General features: G+C 38.2%; 22 protein-coding genes. 13 read left to right on the top strand and 9 right to left on the bottom strand.

Features of this window, described 5'->3' with window-relative positions; translation table 11 throughout:
• The first annotated feature begins 13 nt into the window (after positions 1 to 13).
• From C9J38_RS06025 to metR, 4 genes are all read left to right on the top strand, one after another.
• Positions 14 to 349: a DUF1971 domain-containing protein gene (locus C9J38_RS06025; RefSeq protein WP_045084364.1), complete on the top strand. Its 336-nt coding sequence runs from the start codon at positions 14 to 16 to the stop codon at positions 347 to 349.
• Between the two features lie 244 nt (positions 350 to 593).
• The gene (locus tag C9J38_RS06020) at positions 594 to 2,246 is read left to right on the top strand and encodes a mechanosensitive ion channel family protein (protein ID WP_107206295.1); all 1,653 of its coding nucleotides are present in this window, start codon (positions 594 to 596) and stop codon (positions 2,244 to 2,246) included.
• Positions 2,247 to 2,581: 335 nt separating this feature from the next.
• Positions 2,582 to 3,031, top strand: a complete 450-nt coding sequence (locus tag C9J38_RS06015) for an META domain-containing protein (RefSeq protein ID WP_107206294.1) — start codon at positions 2,582 to 2,584, stop codon at positions 3,029 to 3,031.
• Between the two features lie 380 nt (positions 3,032 to 3,411).
• Positions 3,412 to 4,323 carry an HTH-type transcriptional regulator MetR gene (gene metR / locus C9J38_RS06010; protein WP_107206293.1) on the top strand — a complete coding sequence of 304 codons (912 nt, stop codon included), beginning with the start codon at positions 3,412 to 3,414 and terminating at the stop codon, positions 4,321 to 4,323.
• A gap of 51 nt (positions 4,324 to 4,374) precedes the next feature.
• Here metR and C9J38_RS06005 read toward each other — a convergent pair whose 3' ends face one another.
• Both C9J38_RS06005 and C9J38_RS06000 read right to left on the bottom strand, forming a co-directional pair.
• Positions 4,375 to 4,563 (bottom strand): DUF4250 domain-containing protein, encoded by a 189-nt coding sequence (locus tag C9J38_RS06005; protein ID WP_005368511.1) that lies wholly within the window; start codon positions 4,561 to 4,563, stop codon positions 4,375 to 4,377.
• A 134-nt stretch (positions 4,564 to 4,697) separates the two neighbouring features.
• Entirely contained in the window at positions 4,698 to 5,366 is a 669-nt protein-coding gene (locus C9J38_RS06000; RefSeq protein ID WP_107206292.1) for a hypothetical protein, read from the bottom strand.
• Positions 5,367 to 5,655: 289 nt separating this feature from the next.
• Between C9J38_RS06000 and C9J38_RS05995 the strand changes: the two genes are divergently transcribed.
• Positions 5,656 to 6,012, top strand: coding sequence for a hypothetical protein (locus tag C9J38_RS05995; protein ID WP_107206291.1), 357 nt, complete (start codon positions 5,656 to 5,658; stop codon positions 6,010 to 6,012).
• Positions 6,013 to 6,018: 6 nt separating this feature from the next.
• Here C9J38_RS05995 and C9J38_RS05990 read toward each other — a convergent pair whose 3' ends face one another.
• Complete coding sequence (locus C9J38_RS05990) at positions 6,019 to 6,201, bottom strand: hypothetical protein (RefSeq protein WP_107206473.1); 183 nt, start codon at positions 6,199 to 6,201, stop codon at positions 6,019 to 6,021.
• A 178-nt stretch (positions 6,202 to 6,379) separates the two neighbouring features.
• On the opposite strand from C9J38_RS05990, the gene C9J38_RS05985 reads away from it, so the two are divergent.
• On the top strand, positions 6,380 to 6,796 hold the full coding sequence (locus C9J38_RS05985; RefSeq protein WP_107206290.1) for a hypothetical protein: 417 nt from the start codon (positions 6,380 to 6,382) through the stop codon (positions 6,794 to 6,796).
• A 54-nt stretch (positions 6,797 to 6,850) separates the two neighbouring features.
• On the opposite strand, the gene C9J38_RS05980 is transcribed toward C9J38_RS05985, so the two are convergent.
• A complete protein-coding gene (locus tag C9J38_RS05980; protein ID WP_107206289.1) occupies positions 6,851 to 8,059 on the bottom strand; it encodes an MFS transporter in 1,209 nt (402 codons plus the stop codon).
• 158 nt (positions 8,060 to 8,217) lie between these two features.
• Between C9J38_RS05980 and C9J38_RS05975 the strand changes: the two genes are divergently transcribed.
• The 3 genes from C9J38_RS05975 to C9J38_RS05965 all read left to right on the top strand — a co-directional run bounded on the left by C9J38_RS05975 (position 8,218) and on the right by C9J38_RS05965 (position 11,231).
• The gene (locus C9J38_RS05975; protein ID WP_107206288.1) at positions 8,218 to 9,096 is read left to right on the top strand and encodes a LysR family transcriptional regulator; all 879 of its coding nucleotides are present in this window, start codon (positions 8,218 to 8,220) and stop codon (positions 9,094 to 9,096) included.
• Between the two features lie 320 nt (positions 9,097 to 9,416).
• Positions 9,417 to 10,784, top strand: coding sequence for an anaerobic C4-dicarboxylate transporter DcuC (gene dcuC, locus C9J38_RS05970; protein WP_107206287.1), 1,368 nt, complete (start codon positions 9,417 to 9,419; stop codon positions 10,782 to 10,784).
• Positions 10,785 to 10,892: 108 nt separating this feature from the next.
• Positions 10,893 to 11,231 carry a hypothetical protein gene (locus C9J38_RS05965; protein WP_107206286.1) on the top strand — a complete coding sequence of 113 codons (339 nt, stop codon included), beginning with the start codon at positions 10,893 to 10,895 and terminating at the stop codon, positions 11,229 to 11,231.
• A gap of 13 nt (positions 11,232 to 11,244) precedes the next feature.
• Here the strand turns inward: C9J38_RS05965 and C9J38_RS05960 are convergent, their stop codons facing one another.
• Positions 11,245 to 12,012: a ribonuclease H family protein gene (locus C9J38_RS05960; RefSeq protein WP_107206285.1), complete on the bottom strand. Its 768-nt coding sequence runs from the start codon at positions 12,010 to 12,012 to the stop codon at positions 11,245 to 11,247.
• Between the two features lie 118 nt (positions 12,013 to 12,130).
• Between C9J38_RS05960 and C9J38_RS05955 the strand changes: the two genes are divergently transcribed.
• Positions 12,131 to 13,390 (top strand): mechanosensitive ion channel family protein, encoded by a 1,260-nt coding sequence (locus tag C9J38_RS05955; RefSeq protein WP_107206284.1) that lies wholly within the window; start codon positions 12,131 to 12,133, stop codon positions 13,388 to 13,390.
• Between the two features lie 86 nt (positions 13,391 to 13,476).
• On the opposite strand, the gene C9J38_RS05950 is transcribed toward C9J38_RS05955, so the two are convergent.
• Positions 13,477 to 14,067: a putative adenosine monophosphate-protein transferase Fic gene (locus tag C9J38_RS05950; RefSeq protein ID WP_107206283.1), complete on the bottom strand. Its 591-nt coding sequence runs from the start codon at positions 14,065 to 14,067 to the stop codon at positions 13,477 to 13,479.
• A 2-nt stretch (positions 14,068 to 14,069) separates the two neighbouring features.
• Positions 14,070 to 14,294, bottom strand: a complete 225-nt coding sequence (locus C9J38_RS05945; protein WP_233217621.1) for a YhfG family protein — start codon at positions 14,292 to 14,294, stop codon at positions 14,070 to 14,072.
• Between the two features lie 236 nt (positions 14,295 to 14,530).
• On the opposite strand from C9J38_RS05945, the gene C9J38_RS05940 reads away from it, so the two are divergent.
• Positions 14,531 to 16,897, top strand: a complete 2,367-nt coding sequence (locus tag C9J38_RS05940; RefSeq protein WP_107206282.1) for a YgiQ family radical SAM protein — start codon at positions 14,531 to 14,533, stop codon at positions 16,895 to 16,897.
• Positions 16,898 to 17,108: 211 nt separating this feature from the next.
• On the top strand, positions 17,109 to 18,074 hold the full coding sequence (locus tag C9J38_RS05935) for a phospholipase A (RefSeq protein WP_107206471.1): 966 nt from the start codon (positions 17,109 to 17,111) through the stop codon (positions 18,072 to 18,074).
• 61 nt (positions 18,075 to 18,135) lie between these two features.
• On the opposite strand, the gene C9J38_RS21875 is transcribed toward C9J38_RS05935, so the two are convergent.
• On the bottom strand, positions 18,136 to 18,291 hold the full coding sequence (locus tag C9J38_RS21875; RefSeq protein WP_198038405.1) for a hypothetical protein: 156 nt from the start codon (positions 18,289 to 18,291) through the stop codon (positions 18,136 to 18,138).
• 176 nt (positions 18,292 to 18,467) lie between these two features.
• A complete protein-coding gene (locus C9J38_RS05930; protein WP_233217620.1) occupies positions 18,468 to 19,211 on the bottom strand; it encodes a YggN family protein in 744 nt (247 codons plus the stop codon).
• 221 nt (positions 19,212 to 19,432) lie between these two features.
• Between C9J38_RS05930 and C9J38_RS05925 the strand changes: the two genes are divergently transcribed.
• On the top strand, positions 19,433 to 19,912 hold the full coding sequence (locus C9J38_RS05925) for an NYN domain-containing protein (RefSeq protein ID WP_005368538.1): 480 nt from the start codon (positions 19,433 to 19,435) through the stop codon (positions 19,910 to 19,912).
• The last annotated feature ends 44 nt before the right edge of the window (positions 19,913 to 19,956 follow it).

Below are 19,956 nucleotides of genomic sequence, written 5' to 3'. Positions count from 1 at the left end.
TTGGAGAGAACTTATGGCATCTATTCCTAATAGCTTTATTAACTACAAATCAACCTCAGTATTTAATCGTGACACTGTGCCGAAAATGTTAGTTCATGAGCACAACACCCGTGAAGGTGTATACGGAAAAATTAGTGTTATATCTGGGACTCTGAAATTTTATGGCTTTACAGAAAGACGAGGAGAAATCGAACAAGAGGTTGTTATTCAGGCAAATGACTCACTCATCAGCCCGCCTCAATACTGGCATAAAGTTGAATTAATGACACCTGATACTCAATTTCAAGTCCATTTCTATGCAGACAAAGACAGTGAGATAGCGCGCCAAAACTTAAATGAACGTTCATAATAAAGTTACAATAAACCACGACAAGTCACTAAATTGTCGTGGTTTTCTATTTTTCATATCAACTTAAACGATTATTTGTACCACCCATTCTTCTTGTTGATTACTTGCAAATTTCTAACTTTCCGCTTTAAAACTAATATATAATCTGCGCCTATTTTCTCTAGCCAGCAAAAATATGCATTAATTGAATTGTATATATGGCTTTTCTTTGATTATGTTTACACCAGTAGGAGTTAACCGCATTATGCGCTTTCTGGTATTAATATTATTACTTATGTCTTCTCTTAGCTTTGCCGAGAGTAAGACCGATACGTCCAAGCAAACCGTTAATCCTAAAGTAGAGCAACTACTTCAACTCAATAGTGAAATAGTAACCTTATCTAAGGAGACAACTACATTAACGGGATCTTCTCTCGATGTAGTCCGCTTACAAATACTAAATAAAAATAACGAACTTCGTGATATTCTCGCGAGTATGATTAAAAGCAACGATGTCGATAAAAAGTTGCTGTTAACACAAGTAGATAAACAAGTTGTATTTGTTAGAGAAGCCAATAAATTTCTTGATGAAAAATTAACACGAGATCAGGAAGTTCTCGATAAAGCTAAAGATGCTGACAAACTTGTTGCTTTAAAAACAATAGCTGAAACACGTCAGTTTTCAACTTCAATTCTAAAAGAAGAATGGCAAAATTATCAGTGGCTAGAAAAGCTAGGAAAACCAGCCCCACAAGCTGTAAAAGAATTAACCGACAAAATTGAGCACCGCCTAGCATTTACTTCAACATCTCTAACTTTTGATAGCCAAGCATTAGATGTTGCTAATAAGCAATTAAAATCAGCCAGTGAAAGTGAAAAAAGTACACTTCAACTTTCCCAGATCCTAGCTCAACGTCAAGTTGATAATGATACGACTAACTTAGAAAATCTGATTGAGATTGCAGATACGGTAGGTATTGATACTGCTGAGTACAAAAAACAACTATTCGAACAAACCGGTAACGTTACTGATGATTTGCTAAATAGCAAAGTTATTTGGTCTATCGCATCGGGTTGGACAACAGATCTAAAAGATTGGTTACTAAGCAACCTGCCACAAATGCTATTTAAAGTGTTTATTTTTGTTTTGATCATCTTTGCATTCAAAACATTGAAAAACATTGTAAGAAAAATGGTAAAGCGTGCAGTTTCTACAAAGAACTTAAACATGTCTATCTTGATGCAAGAGTTCTTTATCTCTATGTCAGGGAAAGCCGTTTTTGCTATTGGTTTGCTTATTGCTTTATCTCAAATTGGCCTAAACCTAGCCCCTATTCTAACGGGTTTCGGTGTTGCCGGTATTATTGTTGGTTTCGCATTACAAGATACGCTATCAAACTTCGCTGCAGGTATGATGCTACTGATTTACCGTCCATTTGATGTCGGTGATCTGGTTGAAGCTGGTGGTATTACGGGTAAAGTAAGTCATATGAGTCTTGTAAACACCACAATCAAAACATTCAGTAACGAGATGCTAATGATCCCAAATAGTAAAATTTGGGGTGATATCATAAAGAACGTAACGCACGAAAAAGTCCGTCGTGTAGACATGATCTTTGGTATTGGTTACAGCGATGACATTGAAAAAACAGAACGTGTGTTAAATGACATTGTTTCTGAGCATCCGGCAGTACTACGTAGCCCAGAGCCAACAATTAAATTACACACTCTAAACTCTTCATCTGTTGATTTTATCGTGCGCCCTTGGGTGAAAACAGACGATTACTGGGATGTTTACTGGGATATCACACGCGAAGTAAAAATGCGCTTTGACCGTGAAAATATCTCAATCCCATTCCCACAGCAAGATGTGCATCTTCATATGGTTGAAAAAGCAATTGAATCTAAAAAAGCTTAAATAGACCAAATAAGTATGGGCAAGGTATTACCTCATCTCTGTAATACCTGCCCTTTTTAGCGCTAGCTATATTCGTCATTTTATAACCATCACGTTATATCCATGCCTTCTCTCTTAAAACATGATTCATCAGCAATAACACGTTACAATATGAGAGATTTGGAATAATTAAATCTTCAAATAATCTTATACTTAGCATAACGAATTACATTTGGTTACGTAAATAAATGTAAAGTAATACTCTGGTAGAGTTATGTAAGCTATAGTTATTTATATAATGAAACAGTGTACAATAACGCCGACTTAAAAATAGAATTTATTCAGGAATGATTATTATGAAAAAGCGTCTTTTATCAGTTTTGGTACTTCCTTTGATGCTAACCGCTTGTGCAGGTAACAGTGCTATGAACTCAGCGCCACATAAAGTCACTGCAAACGAAATTAGCAATGGCAATTGGGAATTAGTTCAAATCGATCACAAAGCTCTTGCATTACAAGCACCTTTCCAAGCCCCTAGTCTAGAACTATCTTCGGATCTTGCCGCTAACGGTAACGCAGGGTGCAACCGTTACTTTGGTCAAGCAGAGCTTAAAGATGGACAACTACGCATTGAAAAAATGGGGATGACAATGATGCTTTGTCCTGACGATGCAATGAAAGTTGAGCAAACATTTTCAAAATCATTATCAGACTGGAACAAAGTTGCTATTTCTGGCGACACGCTGACACTAACAAATGCAAAACACACATTAACGTTCACGAAAAAAGTTGCTGATACTAAATAAGCATTTACTTTAGAAAAACAGACAGGCAGCCTTGAAGCTGCCTTTTTTATTTCTCTCTTTTACTTATTTATCCTACTGTTTTAATAAACTATTGACGTAGTAATTTCTGTACTGACCATATTTTCAAGTGCTGCTTCCGTTTCAACCTAGTTATGTGTTTTCAAACCACAATCAGAGTTGCAAAATTTTTGATTTGCTTTCTGTTGTCTACACGTTGACATCCAAATATTCACTTTGATTATGAATATTTCTCATGTTGATAGTATGGCGATATAAACTCATCCACGCTAATATGGACGTGTAGCCATCTAGATGTTTGGGTTATAGCAAAAAACGATAAGTTGATAAAAGAACACGCTTTCACAAGGACGTAGACAAGCATGATTGAATTAAAACATCTTAGAACATTATCAGTATTACGAGATACTGGCTCATTAACCGCGACAGCTAATACATTGTGTTTGACCCAATCAGCTCTTTCTCATCAATTAAAAGATCTGGAACAACGTCTTGGTGGTCAGCTATTTTTACGAAAAACTCGACCTGTAAAATTTACTGCAGAAGGTGATATTTTATTAAACCTTGCAGATACAATTATTCCGCAAATCACTCATGCAGAACATGAACTTGCTAACATAAAACAAGATGCTAATGGTCGCTTACATATGGCGATTGAATGCCATTCCTGTTTTCAATGGCTAATGCCTGCATTGAAGGAATATCAGGTGCAGTGGCCGGCTGTAACACTAGACTTCTCTTCAGGCTTTGGCTTCGAACCATTACCTGCTCTTGCTTGCGGTGAGCTCGATTTAGTGATCACGTCTGATATTCAGCCACGAAGCGAGATCCATTATGAACCTTTATTTGATTTTGAAATGCGATTAATCGTTAGTGTTAATTCCCCTTTAGCAGAAAAGCCTTTTATCACACCGCAAGATATTGCCGCTCACACCATGCTGAGTTATCCCGTACAAAAAAATCGTTTAGATGTCGTGAAACATTTCCTACAACCTGCTGGCATAGAGCCGAAAGCTTGGAAACAGGCGGATAATACTTTGATGCTTGTGCAAATGGTGTCGGCTGGATTAGGCGTTGCCGTACTACCTAATTGGGCTATTCATGATTTTGCGCAACAGGGGTTAGTCGTAAGTAAGCCGTTAGAGCAAGGCTTATGGCGACGTTTATTTGCTGCGATTAGAGCATCAGAACAGCAACGTCACTATCTACAAGCTTTTTTCGCAACGGCAAGGCAACAATGCCAGCTCCATTTAGAAGGTATTAAGTCGGCATAATTTAGACAAAATAAAAGCCTCACTTATGAGGCTAATTTATAGATTAATGTATTATCGGAATTGATTGGTTATTGGATCATACTGATAGCCTAGCTGTGCCAACTTATCTGTCAATTCGCCTTCATCTAGTTCATAACGACTTAATAATTCAGACATGCTACTGCATTCTAAACGTAAGCGTTCATTCACTATCCCAATGACAATATTGCCATCCATACTCAGTAGATTATTAATTTCCATACACCTTCCAGCTCCCTACATAATGGCTTAATTAAAAAGTGTTCATGTTACTCATTAAGCATAGACGTAGATAACCAATACAAAAAAGCCGCTATAAAAGCGGCTCTATTTCATTGTTTTTAATATCGATAGTTTTAAAACAAAACTAACTGTAAGCCCGCAGAAAACATCAACACTACAAGCGCAATCACTAATTGCCAATTGTTCGCTTTTTTATTTAATAAGATGTGACCAGACCAAATCACCAAGCCAATCACCATTAATGCTAATGCCGTAATAATTTCTATCATATGGTGGCTTGTTGTTGCCTGACCGAGAGTCATGATCTGCCAGATCATAAATAAAATCGTTAATATTGCACTAATAAAACCGACAAACGGTAATATGCGGTGAAATGCCTGTAAACGCGTACGCGCAAAAGTCAGTAAAACATGGGCTAATGCACTACCATATAATGCGATAGCAACTAGGCTAATCGCAATTTCAGGCATATTTAAGGTGGGTAATAATACAAGCCAACAAATAAAGGCTAATACATCACTGCCATATAAAACTTTAATAGGCCCAGCATCACGTGTTTTCCCTGTTTTCACTTTCATCGTAAAGAACGCTAATGACAGTAAAGGTAACACGGCTAAAGGCTGTGCTATAGCGGCGAGTAACCAACCAACAAGCAATACTGGTAACATTTTATGAACACGACCACGTTGACCTGGGCAAATTTCGCCCTTCATCAAAACAATGGTAAGGATAAGTTGCGCACCAAGTAGCGCGGGCACAAGAAAGGTTAAGTAGCCTGCCATAATAAACGTCATTGAGTAGATAAAAAGTACAGCGATTATACCGAGTTATTCTGTGATGTGAATATATGGCTAGATTTTCTAAATTGAGGTTACATTTTAAAATAAACCAATAATGTCATTTATTCTATTTGAGACGCATTTTGCATATTTTATTAAAAACTTCTTAACTATAAGAATTTTTAATAATTAAGCCATCTTTCATAGTGAAAGCGATAAAATTAAAAAGAAGTTTAGCTATTTAGTCTTTAACTTCTAATCATCATAATTATTCAAACTGCAGGAGGTTTATATGAGAAAATCACAACTTCTCCCACTGTTATTGCTACTTAGCAGTTCACCCGTATTTTCCGCTATTTATTCTTGTGCTGACATACCATCAGGAAGAAATACCTTAGAAACCAATAACTCAGAAATTAATGCCTTTTATGTCATTAATTGTTCTGATCAAACCTTAACCTATAGTTACCAATATAACCCAGCTTCTTTTAACTCAGAACAGTTGCATGGTTTAGCGAAAGAAATGATAAAAAATATGCACTCAGATAAAGCGATTTTAAATAAACAATATCCTTTTGTTAATTTTCTCAGTTTTAAAATATATCATGGTTCAACATTATTAGATTCAGTCATTGAGAAAATAAAATGATCGTTTTTAATCTAACTCCATAAGCGCATCAAAAGCAGCATCATCATCAATCAATATATCAAGATTATATTCTGTTGCTGCGGCTCTAACTCGGCGATCAGGATCTGTCGATAAAATGTGAATAAATCGTCCTTGCTTAGCCAGTAGCAAGCGCTGCTTTACGGTTAGATCTTTTATTTTATTTTCCATTTTTAATGCACCATCCATATACACCATGTTTTATATAAGATACCTTAAATCACGTATAAAATATATATAAAACTTTAAATATCAGTATCACTGACTATGAATGGATTTATCATCATTCTAATAGCCTGATATACTAATAAAATAAGGTCTATCTCTCTTTACTTTACTGGACAAGGCTATGAAATTCTTTTCCCGCTTATCACTCACTATTTGTATTTTATGTATCAGCTTATTTTCATCTCTTGCTTTGGCTGCAAATAAAACACAGGACGTACATTTTCAAAAAGGTGCAACTAGCGCTGAATATCCTGCAAAAATAAAAGGTTACGATTTTAACGATTATGTTTTTTATGCAAAAAAAGGGCAGGCACTAACGGCAAAACTTCTGACAAAAAGTACGAAGTTGTGGATTAACCTATCTAATAAGCACTTAGAATCAGGCGTTGATCTCAGTGAATACTCTGAAGCACTCAATAAACAAGGCGCTTATATTCTGCCATACAGCGGTAAATACACCATTCGAGTTGGTCAATATCGTGCTTTTGCTCGTCGTGGTGAGCACAGTGATTTCACATTATTGATTGAAATAAAATAGTTAAAGTACGTTATAGATCCTGTCTATAACGTACTATCAATATCCACTAGATCATTATCCAAGTTGTTCTATTATTTGCGCTTTACTTTTTCCGGCTTCTCGGGCTAATAATCCACATAAAATAAACATTGCACTATAAAGTACCGTTCCACCAGCAACGACACTTTCCCATCGGCCATGCTGCCAACAGTAAATTAATAAGAAGCCCCCTACACTACCGCCCACATAGTAATGCACTAAATACATCGCTGTTGCTGTAGCTTTAGCAACTTGTGCGTGTTTACTGACCCATGCATAAGCAAGTGAATGAGTAAAGAAAGCGCCAGAACTAATCAGTAATAAGCTAATGATGATCATTGGACGTGATTCAATTAGACCTAACCACATTCCTAGAAAACTAATCACTCCACCTAATAATATGCCACTCACAGGACTAAATCTGTTAGCCCATTTACCGCTGAATCTTGATGTAAATGTGCCACTTAAATAGCAAAGGAAGATTAAAGCAGCCCAGCTCAATGGTAAATTAAACGGTGCCGCGACCAATCTAAAACCAGATACCGAATAAAGGTTAACAAATAGCGCAAAGTTAATACCGCCAATCAACATAGCGATCCATAATATAGGTTGCTTTATATGCTGTACCAAATGCTTGCCATGAACGCGAAAGCCTTGGCGATTAGGCTTAAAGTGTTGCTGTTTAGGTAATAACTTGATCACAATGATTGCACCAACCAAACTAAAACCAGCCAATCCTAATACGGCGAGATGCCAGCTATAGTGCTCACTGACAATACCGCCATATAATCGCCCAACGATCCCCCCTAGTGAATTCGCACTAATATAGCTTCCCACCGCAACCATAAGTGCTTTAGGTGTAAATTCTTCAGCCATATAAGCAACAGCAACAGCAATAAAGCCAGCAACAGAAATCCCCATTACAGCTCTTAAAATGGTAAGAGTGATTAAACTATTGCTAAAAGCCATGATGCTTCCAACGACGGGTAATAATGACAAACTCACTAACATAATCACACGCCGTCCGACAATTTCAGAAGCAATCGCCCAAGGGATCAAGCACACGGCTAACATTAATGTCGTTGCCGCTAGTATCCAATTAATAGCTGTCGCACTCACACCAAATTCTTGTGCCATAAGTGGCAGCATAGGCTGAAATAAATAAAGGTTACAAAACACAATAAAAGAACCTAATGCCAATGCAAAACAAGCTTTTTTATAATGAGACGAATGGAGTTCAATCATATATTCACCAGAAAATAATGCTCAATACATTACCCATATCATTGAGATAAGCATTAACGTGGGAAGAATTATCTATCAAAGAGCAGTTACGGTATCAATTGCCATGCAATAATGAAAATATATAATATATATAATCATAATAACTTTGGTTTATAGCTATGGATTCTCGACAACTTACCTATTTTGTCGCACTAGCAGAAACAAATAATTTTACGCGAGCAGCTGAAAAGTTACACATTGCTCAACCCGCGCTCAGCATGACAATCAAAAAACTAGAGCAACAACTGGGCTTGTGCTTATTTTCACGTAATGAACGCAAAGTAGAATTAACCGATGAAGGAAAAGTATTACTTCTTCACGCCAAAGCGATTATTCAGAAAATTAATGATGCACAAACCGCAATGGCTGAATTACGAGGATTAGAAAAAGGAGAAGTGCGTGTCGGTATTCCAAGCATGTTAGGCTCATATTTCTTTCCAGAAATCATTATGGGCTTTAAGAGTCAATATCCACATTTAAAACTGAGTATTGTAGAGGCTGGCACTCAATCAATCAGAAAGATGATCATTGATGGTGAGTTAGATTTTGGTGTGATCATTAATCATGAACTGCCTGATTCATTGCATCCAGAGCCGCTATTGAAATCACAAATGGTTGCTGTAGTTTCAGAGAATCATGAATTCTCAAAATATAAATCCCTTTCTTTTTCTGATTTTTTCAACCAAGAGCTAGTCATGTTTAAACATGGCTATTTTCATCGAGAAACAATCGATAGCATCTGTGAGAAATACCATTTCACACCTAACATTTCATTTGAAACTAACTTACTGGCGATGATTTTTAAAATCGTGAGACAAGATTTCGCCATCACTACATTACTAGAGATGGTGACAGAGTATGAACCAAAGCTTGTCCCAATTCCTTTTGAACAACCGATCTTACTTGATATCGTGATGGCATGGCGTAAAACAGGATATTTATCATTAGCTGATCAAGCATTTATTGATTATGTAAAGCAGCACTGCTGCCAACAATAATTGCATTCTATAAATATCATTCAACACTGCAATAGTTAAGTCGCTTTATCTTATTAATCGAGTTGATATTAAATCTTATTATCTCTTAATAGAAAACAATATGAATATTGTTATTTAACAGTTAGATAGTAATAACATTCAATTAATCACTATATTATTTATCATAAAATTAACAATCAACAGTAAATACTGTTTTAGATCATAACTTATCTGATTAAATCTCGTTAATAATTTTATTTTTAGTTACATTACTAGCAGCAAATACCACCACATAGTAACAACTTTTTACAATTAGATTTAAAATGAAATAAGGAGTCTTCATGACGGAGCTATTAATAGGCTTGGTGATCACCATCGCCGTTGGCTATTACATTGTTAAAGGATATAAAGCTGCAGGAGTATTACTCACCGCGGGAGTTTCGTTATTAATTATTGCAGGCTTATTAGGTCATTCTGTTTTACCTGCAAAAGTTGCATCAACAGGTAATTTATTCACCGATTCTCTTGAGTATGTAAAATACATGCTGCAGTACCGTGGTGGCGGCTTAGGTCTACAAATCATGTTGTTATGCGGTTTCGCATCATACATGACCCACATTGGTGCTAATAATGTCGTGGTAAAACAATTTTCAAAACCTTTGTCATTAATTAAATCGCCTTACGTACTATTAGTTGCTGCTTATATTGTTGCTTGTTTAATGTCTCTTGCCGTGAGCTCTGCAACTGGTCTTGGTGTGCTATTAATGGCGACACTATTCCCAATGATGACTGCTATGGGTATTTCTCGCCCAGCGGCAGCGGCAGTCTGTGCCTCCCCTGCTGCGATCATCCTATCGCCAACGTCAGGTGATGTGGTGGTTGCTGCGGAAAAAGCAGGTTTACCATTACACGTGTTTGCCGTTGAAACCGTATTACCAGTTTCTATCAGTGCCATTATTGTAATGGCGGTCGCTGCTTTCTTCTGGAACAAATATCTTGATAAGAAAAACAACACACCAATGGAGCGTGTTGATATTTCTGAAATGGAAGTGACAGCGCCTGGGTATTACTCAATTTTACCTTTCATGCCAATCATTGGGGTATTCCTATTTAATGGTGAAACTATCCCTGGCCTAAAAATCGATATTTACACCATTGTTGTGTTATCTATTACCATTGGTGCAATTGTCGATTTTCTGACTAATCGCTTAAACGGCAAAGTTACACTTGAAAATCTAGAATCTTGCTACGCAGGTATGGGTGATGCATTCAAAGGCGTAGTGATGCTATTGGTCGCAGCTGGTGTGTTTGCGCAAGGCTTAATGTCTGTTGGTGCCATTGATAACCTACTCGCATTGGCTGATAAAGCGGGTGCCGGTGGCGTCGCGCTAATGCTATTACTAACAGCACTAACGGTTGCCGCTGCTATTGCAACAGGCTCAGGTAATGCGCCTTTCTATGCCTTTGTTGAACTTGCACCTCAACTTGCGGGTAAGTTAGGTTTAAACCCTGCATTCCTTATCATCCCTATGCTTCAAGCATCAAACTTAGGTCGTACTATCTCACCGGTATCAGGTGTTATTGTTGCAACCTCTGGTATGGCGAAAATCAGCCCATTCGATGTGGTTAAACGTACTGTTGTACCTGTGGTGTGTGGCTTAATTACCGTCATTTTAGGTACTGTCGTGCTTGTACCTATGTACGCTTAATCGAAATTAATATGATAAATACTCAAGCCTGTAGAGCGCTCTACAGGCTTTTTTATTGCTTCTAAAACGGCAGAATAACCACTCAACCATCGATTAAAGTTAACTACAGTGGATAAACAACAAGCTATTTATCAAATTATGAGTTTTGGCCCTGAACGTGACAATGCCTTTTCTGTCTACCTTAATGCAGAGTCATCGGCTCAAGACACACCATTTATTGTTACTAAATCTTTGCTCATTCAAGTACTGAATAAATACTTAACGCAAGAGATTGATGATGACGATCTTGAACAATGGGCGAATTTGATCAATTTTCGTGACGATATTGATGGCGATGCGATTGAAGATTGGCTCTTTGCGTTAGGCAATCAAGAAATGATGGGAAATCACGGAAATAAAAAAGCGAACATTGAACGTATGCTCGCTTTACTCAACTATCAAGAATAATTTATCACCGATTTTAGCCCGCTCTTAGGGCTAAAATCACTTTAATATCTAAGGGTTGCTGATATAGCGAAAACGCAACCTCGCGCTCATCTACTGCGAGAATAGACATCCTATCAGCTAATTCATTGCCTTCGATGCCGACGTGTCCATTCACATGGTAAATTTGGATCATATCTTTAATTGTCTGATAGCGCTCAAACATTGGTTGGATCAAATCTAGATTTTTGATCTCCCCCCCTGCTTTTTTCCAACCATTCTTTTTCCACGATACCGCCCATTGAGTAATACACTGAATCGAATAACGTGAATCACAAAATATCGCGACACTTATGCCACCTGCAATATACTTTTCAGCTTGGAGTAAGGCTTGATATAACGCATTTAGCTCAGCGGTATTATTGGTGCCTTGCGGGTTATATAAACCAAACCACAATTCATTTAATTGGTTTTCTCGATACAGAGCTAAACCTGAACCTGCTTTACCGGGATTAGGATCACAACCGCCATCAGTAAAGATTTTAATCTCTGCTTTTACTGCAAGTACTTGCTCTGCGGTCAAAGAGCCTTTACTCGTTTTAACGGCTTTTGCGGTATTTTTTGTGGCAGCGGATGCTCTATATGTGGGAACTTTACCACCAAAAGCAACTTGCGCTTCTTCTTGGCTAGGAAATGACTTGTATTTAGCACCAGTGAACTTGTCCACTTGCTGTTTACAACTCGCCCAATCGGTATATATTCCCGGCTCTCGTCCTTGCCATACAACATAAAACTTTTTCGCCACGTCAATCTCCAACACACATCATTGAATATTCAGTTATATACTAACAGTCATTAGCTATTTTTTTCAGGTATGATGCGCTAATAGTTTATTATTAAATGTAATCAAATGGAGTGAGTCTGTGAGCAAAGAAGTTAGAGTTGATATCGCACACATTTTATCCGAAATTGGTGTCAATATTGAACCGCATGACAATATATCAACAGTATTTTTCTTAGTGTTATGTGTTGGAGTCGCTTTTTTTACTTATGTGATCGTTCGCTGGGGATTACTGAAAATTGTCAATACCATGCTCAGGCGATCAAAGGCCTCATGGGGTTCAGTAATCGTCAAACACGCGGTGTTTGAAAAACTGTCACTGATCATTCCTGCCGTTGTGCTTAACTTACTCATCCCACTAGTACTTGATAAACATATTATTCTTAGTGGATTAATAGACCGTCTTCTAAGTTTATGGCTTATTTTGGCTCTTATTCGAAGTAGTTATGCTTTTTTAGATGCCAGCAATGATATTGCCGATATCAAATTAATGAGTCGTGATCTACCAATAAAAAGTTTTGTTCAATTATTTAAGTTAATCATCTTTTTAATTGGTTTTATCATTGCTATTTCAGTACTCGCCAATCGCTCTCCCGTTTATTTCTTAAGTGGTTTAGGCGTTGCGACAGGTTTAGTGTTATTAGTCTTCCGCGATACTATCTTAGGCTTTGTTGCTGGTATCCAGTTATCAGCAAACCAAATGGTAAAAGTAGGTGACTGGATCCAAATGGATAAATATGGTGCTAATGGCAGTATTGAAGAGGTCTCATTAACCACGGTAAAAGTGAAAAACTGGGATAACACCGTAACCAATGTTCCCGCTTATGCGCTGGTTCAAGATTCTTTTATTAACTGGCGCCAAATGCAAGAATCAGGTGGTCGTCGCATTAAGCGCTCTGTGTTAATCGATATTGATACCATCAAGTTTATCGACAGCAATGATGAAGCACAGTTAGCAACAATAAATTTTGTACCTGCAATTCTGACAAAGAAAAAACAAAACCTACCACCAAATACTGGCTTAACCAATGTTGCGATATTTCGTGGTTATCTTGATGTATATCTCAAACAACATCCTCAAATACGTCAAGATATGACTTTTCTTGTACGTGAATTAGAGCCGACCCCCAATGGATTACCAATCCAAATTTATGTTTTTGTGAATGATACGCGATGGGCTTTTTATGAAGATGTGCAATCAGATATTTTTGACCATATCTTTGCAATGATCCCTAAGTTCGGTCTAGCGGTTTACCAAAGCCCGGCAGCATCAGATGTTAGAAGTTTGCAACCACTTACGGCAATTGAACAACAGTCTATCGCTGAAAAACAAAACTTTTAATTATCGAACTTAGAAATGGCAAGCGATATAACGCTATACTCTCAGCGTTTATAGCTTGCTGTTTTACTCCGACAGTTACAAATACATTAAGGCGTTACCACACAGCGCCTAAATATATCCTGCATCGGCTTATAATTGCACACGACCCCTTGAATATTCGCATTAAGCCACTGCTCTGCGGTTACGCCACTAAAATTAATGTTATAGCCACAATTAATTACTATGTGTTCAAACAGTATTCGCTGTGTCCGCCCATTTCCCTCTCGAAAAGGATGTAATACATTGATATCGCAATAATATTGTGCCAATCGCTCAATCAACTCTTCAAAGGGTAACCCGACCAGGTAACGTTCAGCTTCAAGTTGGTTGAATAAACGAGTGGTTTCTTGCGGTAAACGACTCACGTGACAAAAACGTGTATCGTCTTTTGATATATCAATCGTACGGCACTGACCCGCCCACTCAAACAAATCATCAAAAAGCCATTTGTGTAGCTGACAAAAATACGCGAAATCATAAGGTGGTGAGTCAAATTCAATTCCCATCGCCGCCAATATATTAAATTGAGTTTCTGCCTCATCAAATAAAGCTTCATCTCTAATATTGAGCTTATTAATCAATACATAAGAATTTTCGTAAGTATAAGGATCTTGATCTGTACCGTACTTATAGTCCACATTCACACCTTTTCAGTGTTCTCTTGTTGATAATACCTAATCAGTTGCAGGCGCAATGCATTACGCTCTCGCGTATTTTTTATCGGTGAAGGCACACGAATGTCATAGCCTTCTAACCGCATACTTTGCGTAAAGTTAGCCATTTTAACTTGCTCACAATAGGCATGCTTATCTTCAAAGCTTGTTAATATCGGCAGCGATTTATTCTCCTGCTCATTAGTCTTCATCCATTTTCTCACTTCTCTTTTTTCGTCCATTGTAAACATTTTTATGTTTTATGATTCACAGTTCATTTAATACATCTAATTTAACGCTCTATATGAAATATTTTTAGCATAGTTAGCTATTATAAAAATGATGTTTCAGGAATGATTTATCCATAAAAATTCTCTGGTTTTATAGGGGCTAGTCAGTGATACCGCTAACCGTTATAATTCCCGCCTCAAAATATAGAGGTCAAAACATGCACACGAAAGTAACACCTATTGATAGCTATCCTAAGTATTGGGCTGAATGCTATGGCACAGCACCATTTTTACCGACATCTCGTAAAGAAATGGATGCGTTAGGTTGGGATAGCTGTGACATTATTATTGTTACTGGTGATGCCTATGTTGACCATCCTAGCTTTGGTATGGCGGTCATTGGTCGCCTATTAGAAGCCCAAGGTTTCCGCGTTGGTATTATTTCCCAACCTAAATGGGACAATAAAGATGAGTTCATGAAACTGGGTAAACCAAATCTCTTTTTTGGTATTACCGCCGGTAACATGGATTCGATGATCAACCGCTATACCGCCGATCGTAAGCTTCGTCATGATGATGCTTACACCCCGAACAATGAAGGGGGCAAACGTCCCGATCGCGCAGTACTCGTATATTCTCAGCGCTGCCGTGAAGCATTTAAAGACGTTCCTATTGTATTAGGTGGTATTGAAGCGAGCCTTCGCCGTCTTGCACACTATGATTACTGGTCTGACAAAGTCCGTCGTTCAGTATTAATGGATGCAAAAGCCGACATTTTATTGTTTGGTAACGCTGAACGTGCACTGGTTGAAGTTGCGCACCGTTTAGGCAATGGCGAAGATATTAAATCATTAACGCGTATCGCGGGTACTGCGGTAATGGTGAAAGAAGTTCCTGAAGAGTATAAAGAAATTGACTCTTCACGTATTGAAAAGCCCGGCCGCGCAATGGTAATGCCAAACCCATACGCAACCGAAGAAAACTGTGACACCAATAAACAAGAACAAAAAAACGAAGCCAAAGTAGTACGTGTACAGCCGTCACGTCACGATGCAAAAACAACAGTTGTTCGTTTACCGTCATATGAAAAATTAGCCAATGACCGTATTCTCTATGCCCACGCTAGCCGTGTGATGCATTTAGAAACCAACCCCTACTCTGGCCGTGCTCTAATTCAAAAACATGCTGATCGAGAGCTTTGGGTAAACCGTGCACCGATCCCACTCTCAACTGAAGAGATGGATTTTGTTTTCGGCTTACCGTTTGCACGTGTTCCACACCCAAGCTACGGCAAAGCAAAGATCCCAGCTTATGACATGATCAAAACCTCAGTGAATATCATGCGTGGTTGTTTTGGCGGTTGTTCTTTCTGTTCAATCACTGAGCATGAAGGTCGAATCATCCAAAACCGTTCAAAAGAATCGATTTTGAATGAAATTAAAGATATTCAAGAAAAAGTGCCGGGCTTTACGGGTACTATTTCGGATCTTGGTGGCCCAACAGCAAACATGTATCGTTTAGGCTGCTCTGATGAACGTGCAGAAGCCAACTGTCGTCGTCCATCATGTATCTTCCCTAAGATCTGTGAAAAGCTGAATACTGACCATAAACATACTATCGATCTGTATCGTGAAGCACGTAATCTAAAAGGCATTAAGAAGATTATGATTGCGTCAGGCGTGCGTTATGACTTAGCGGTTGAATCACCAGAGTATGTTCGAGAACTTGTGACTCACCATGTTGGTGGCTACTTAAAAATTGCCCCAGAGCATACCGAAAAAGGCACCCTTGATCTGATGATGAAGCCAGGCATGGGTACCTTTGATCGCTTTAAAGAAATGTTTGAACAATACAGTCAGGAAGCAGGTAAGAAGCAATACCTGATCCCTTACTTTATTTCAGCACACCCGGGCTCCACAGATGAAGACATGCTTAACCTTGCATTATGGTTAAAGCAAAATGATTACCAGTGTGATCAGGTTCAGAACTTCTATCCGTCACCAATGTGTAATGCAACGGCGATGTATCACTCTGAAACAAACCCACTGAAAAAAGTAAAATATAAAGGCCGCGAAGATTTATCTGTTGCTAAAGGTGAACGTCAACGTCGCTTACACAAAGCACTATTACGTTATCATGATCCAGCTAACTGGGCATTGATCCGTGATGCACTCATTTCGATGGGCAAAAAGCACTTAATCGGTAATCGTTCAAGCTGTTTAGTTCCACCACCAGGAACTGAAGCTGAGCTAACCCCAGCAGAGCGTCGTGGCTCAGGTCGCCATGGTTCTAAGCGATTTGCGACTAAGCATCCAAATCAACCAGATATCCGTAAAGATGGAAAGCGCAGCCCAACAACCCGTAACGGAAAGCCAACAGTAAAAGGTAAACCTTCAGCCAATGGAAGACCTACGGCTAATGGTAAACCTGAAGGGACAGGTAACCGAAGTGAGACAAACGGCAATAAGCGCCCAAATAACGGCAACAATGCAGGTGCCCGTAATGGCAAACCTGCAGGTAATAAAAATCGCAACGGAAAGGCAGGTCGACCAAATAAACCGACACGCAGTCGAGCTGGCGCTTAATATTCATTAACATAGACCGTTACAAAAAACGCCACTTCTATGTGGCGTTTTATTTAACCAAATATTGACATTTGGTATGTATAATAGATAGTAATTGATACAAAACAAACTGTTAAAATCAGCTTGCTTAACTGTTATGTAACTTGCCTGCACTTATAATTAGGGACGTCAATTACTTGTGAAACCAGTATATAATTTCTGTTTATTAGCGATGTTTACAGCCCCTTGTGTTGTGACAGCGGCACCTAATGACGACTATGAGGCATGCTTATTGGATGCTGTAAAAAATCAAAGCGGTGATTTAAAACTTAGCCAAATCCGTAGTCGTTGTGAAAAATTAATAGCTGAGGCTAAAAAAATCAGTAACGAGCCTATGATCTCACAGCGTTTACAACGTGAACGTGAGACTACGTTTGATCCGTTTGTTATTACACCTCACCGTATGAACTACTTCCTTCCTGTTACCCTCACTGACAGTATTAATCGTGATGCTTATAACGGTACAGAATGGGATAATCACTTAAAGAATGCTGAAGCTGAATTCCAGATAAGTTTTAAAACACCATTAAACTACGATGATTTACTCATTGATGGCGATGGCGTATTTCTTGCTTTCACATTAAATTCTTACTGGCAGGTATATGCTAGTGACATTTCACGCCCATTTAGAGAAACCAACTATCGCCCTGAAATGTTTTACTTAGCGCCTACACCATGGAAACCTCTTGGTGGTAATACATGGGCAACAATAGGTATCGAACATCAATCAAATGGTCGAACTCAAGGGTTATCTCGTAGTTGGAACCGTGTATATACCGACTTCATCTTTGAAAAGGGAAATTTTGCCTTCTCATTTAGACCATGGTGGCGTATTCCTGAAGATAAGAAAAAAGAACCCACCTCTCCATCTGGTGATGACAACCCTGATATCGAACATTACATGGGGCATTACCAAGTCGGTGTGGTTTACAAGTGGGATGACTATGAATTCAGCTTTGTTGGACGTGAAAACTTTGCCTCTCATAAAGGCTATGGTGAAGTTGGTTTAACTTTCCCGCTCTGGGGTAAACTGCGCGGCTATACTAAATACTCAACAGGCTACGGCGAAAATCTGATTGATTATAACCACAAGCAGCAACGTATTGGTGTGGGTATTGCTCTAACTGATATTTTGTAATTATTGGATCTATCATGACGCTTAGTGTTTTCATATTTAAATAAATAAGCGTCATGCTGCTCTAGCGGAACAGCTCGAACCCCATAAAGATAATTGCAGCGCTACCTAATATGGAAAAAAGACCAACAACAACCTTTCTTTGGTTCGTAGGCGACATATAGCGCATAACCCAATAAGCAAACAGTAACAGACCAATTATCACAGCAATCTTCAACATATTTATCCCCTATTGGTCAAAGTGCGTTATTTAATGATGTAAAAATCTTCCTTTAAATACACGATATTATTACTTATTTTCTCTTTTTAGCTTAACACATAGTTCATCTTTAGGACAAAAAACATACAAACAAAAATAGCGCAGAACTGCGCTATTTAAGTAAATAATAAAAAGAATTAAATCTCAAACATTGGAATGCCTTTCAATTGCGGTATCACCTGTTGAAGTTGTTTTTCTTGCTCAGCCAGACCTTCAATAGAACCACATAAACTATCTGCTTTTACTTTCATTTGCTGACTACGTTGGGCCATTTGTTCGCCTAAGCGTGCTTTTAATTCGGAAAATTTTGATTGAAGCTGCGTAAAATCTACATCACCGTTTTTCATTTCATCAGAAAGCGCCGCAAATAAACTCGCTATTGATTGAACACTGACTTGTTTCATTGCCGATTCAAACTCGGTTTTCCAATTAGTATCCATATTAGAAAACACATCAGCAGGCATAACAAACTCACCCTGCTGATTATAAAATTTCTCATTAGCCTGCTGACCAAACTGAGCAATTAACGTTTCAACGTTTTTAAAAGCATCTTGTGAATCAAAACTATTGGCTACTTCACCCAATACATCCGTTGCCATCCCAACGCCTTCTTGTGCTAGTTGTGCCATCTGCGGTAGGTAAGTCTGAACATTGTGGCTATAGGCCTCGACTGCTTTTTGCTGCATTGCCGTTAAATCAATTTTTTCACCATTAATATAAACTTCATTATTTTTATCAATCAGTAACTTAGGCTTACCTTGCTCATAAACAGAAATATTCCCCTTATCAATGTGAATTGGATGTGGCACATCTACAGGGCAACTCTGTGCCAATACTGAGCTTGAACTTAATAACAGTGTGCCGATCAATATCTTGTTCATCACTTTATCTCTTAAAATTATCTCTGCGAGTGATTGCCTTTTTATTAAGACCATAGTTTTCCAATTTTACTCCATATTCCATCGCGATTTGTTGCTTGTAACGACTCGTTATGTTTCTTTGAATAAAAAACCAACAATAACAACACATTGTTCAATAACAGTTGAATTATCCTCGTCATTTCTTCAACATAGCTTTTAAATTCAACCAATTTGGAATTCTCGTGGAAAAAGTGGCAATATTTGTTGATGTACAAAACATCTACTACACCGTCAAAGAAAAGTATCGTGCTAACTTCGACTACAATGCTTTTTGGGCGGAAGTTTCACAAGATAGAGAAATCATCGCAGCTTACGCTTATGCCATCCATAAAGGAGATGAAAAGCAAAGACAATTTCAAAATATTCTGCGAGCGATTGGCTTTGAAGTAAAACTAAAACCATTTATCCAACGCAGTGATGGCTCTGCTAAGGGAGATTGGGATGTGGGTATTACACTAGATGTTATCGAACATGCACAAGATGCTGATCGTATTATTTTACTTTCAGGCGATGGTGACTTTGATTTGTTAGTTGATAAAGTACAGACCAAATATAATACCAAGGTTGAAGTGTATGGCGTACCGGGCTTAACAGCAACATCACTTATCAATACCGCTACACATTACCGCGAAATTGAAGATACCCTTTTACTGGGACGTTAGTCGTTGTATAGCATAATAAATAAGGCCAGCTCTATCAAACAATA

It is taken from the genome of Photobacterium sp. GB-210, from assembly GCF_003026075.1.
Lineage (GTDB): Bacteria > Pseudomonadota > Gammaproteobacteria > Enterobacterales > Vibrionaceae > Photobacterium.
The sequence above is the reverse complement of the archived record's forward strand: the minus strand, read 5'-3'. Positions and strand labels throughout refer to the sequence as shown.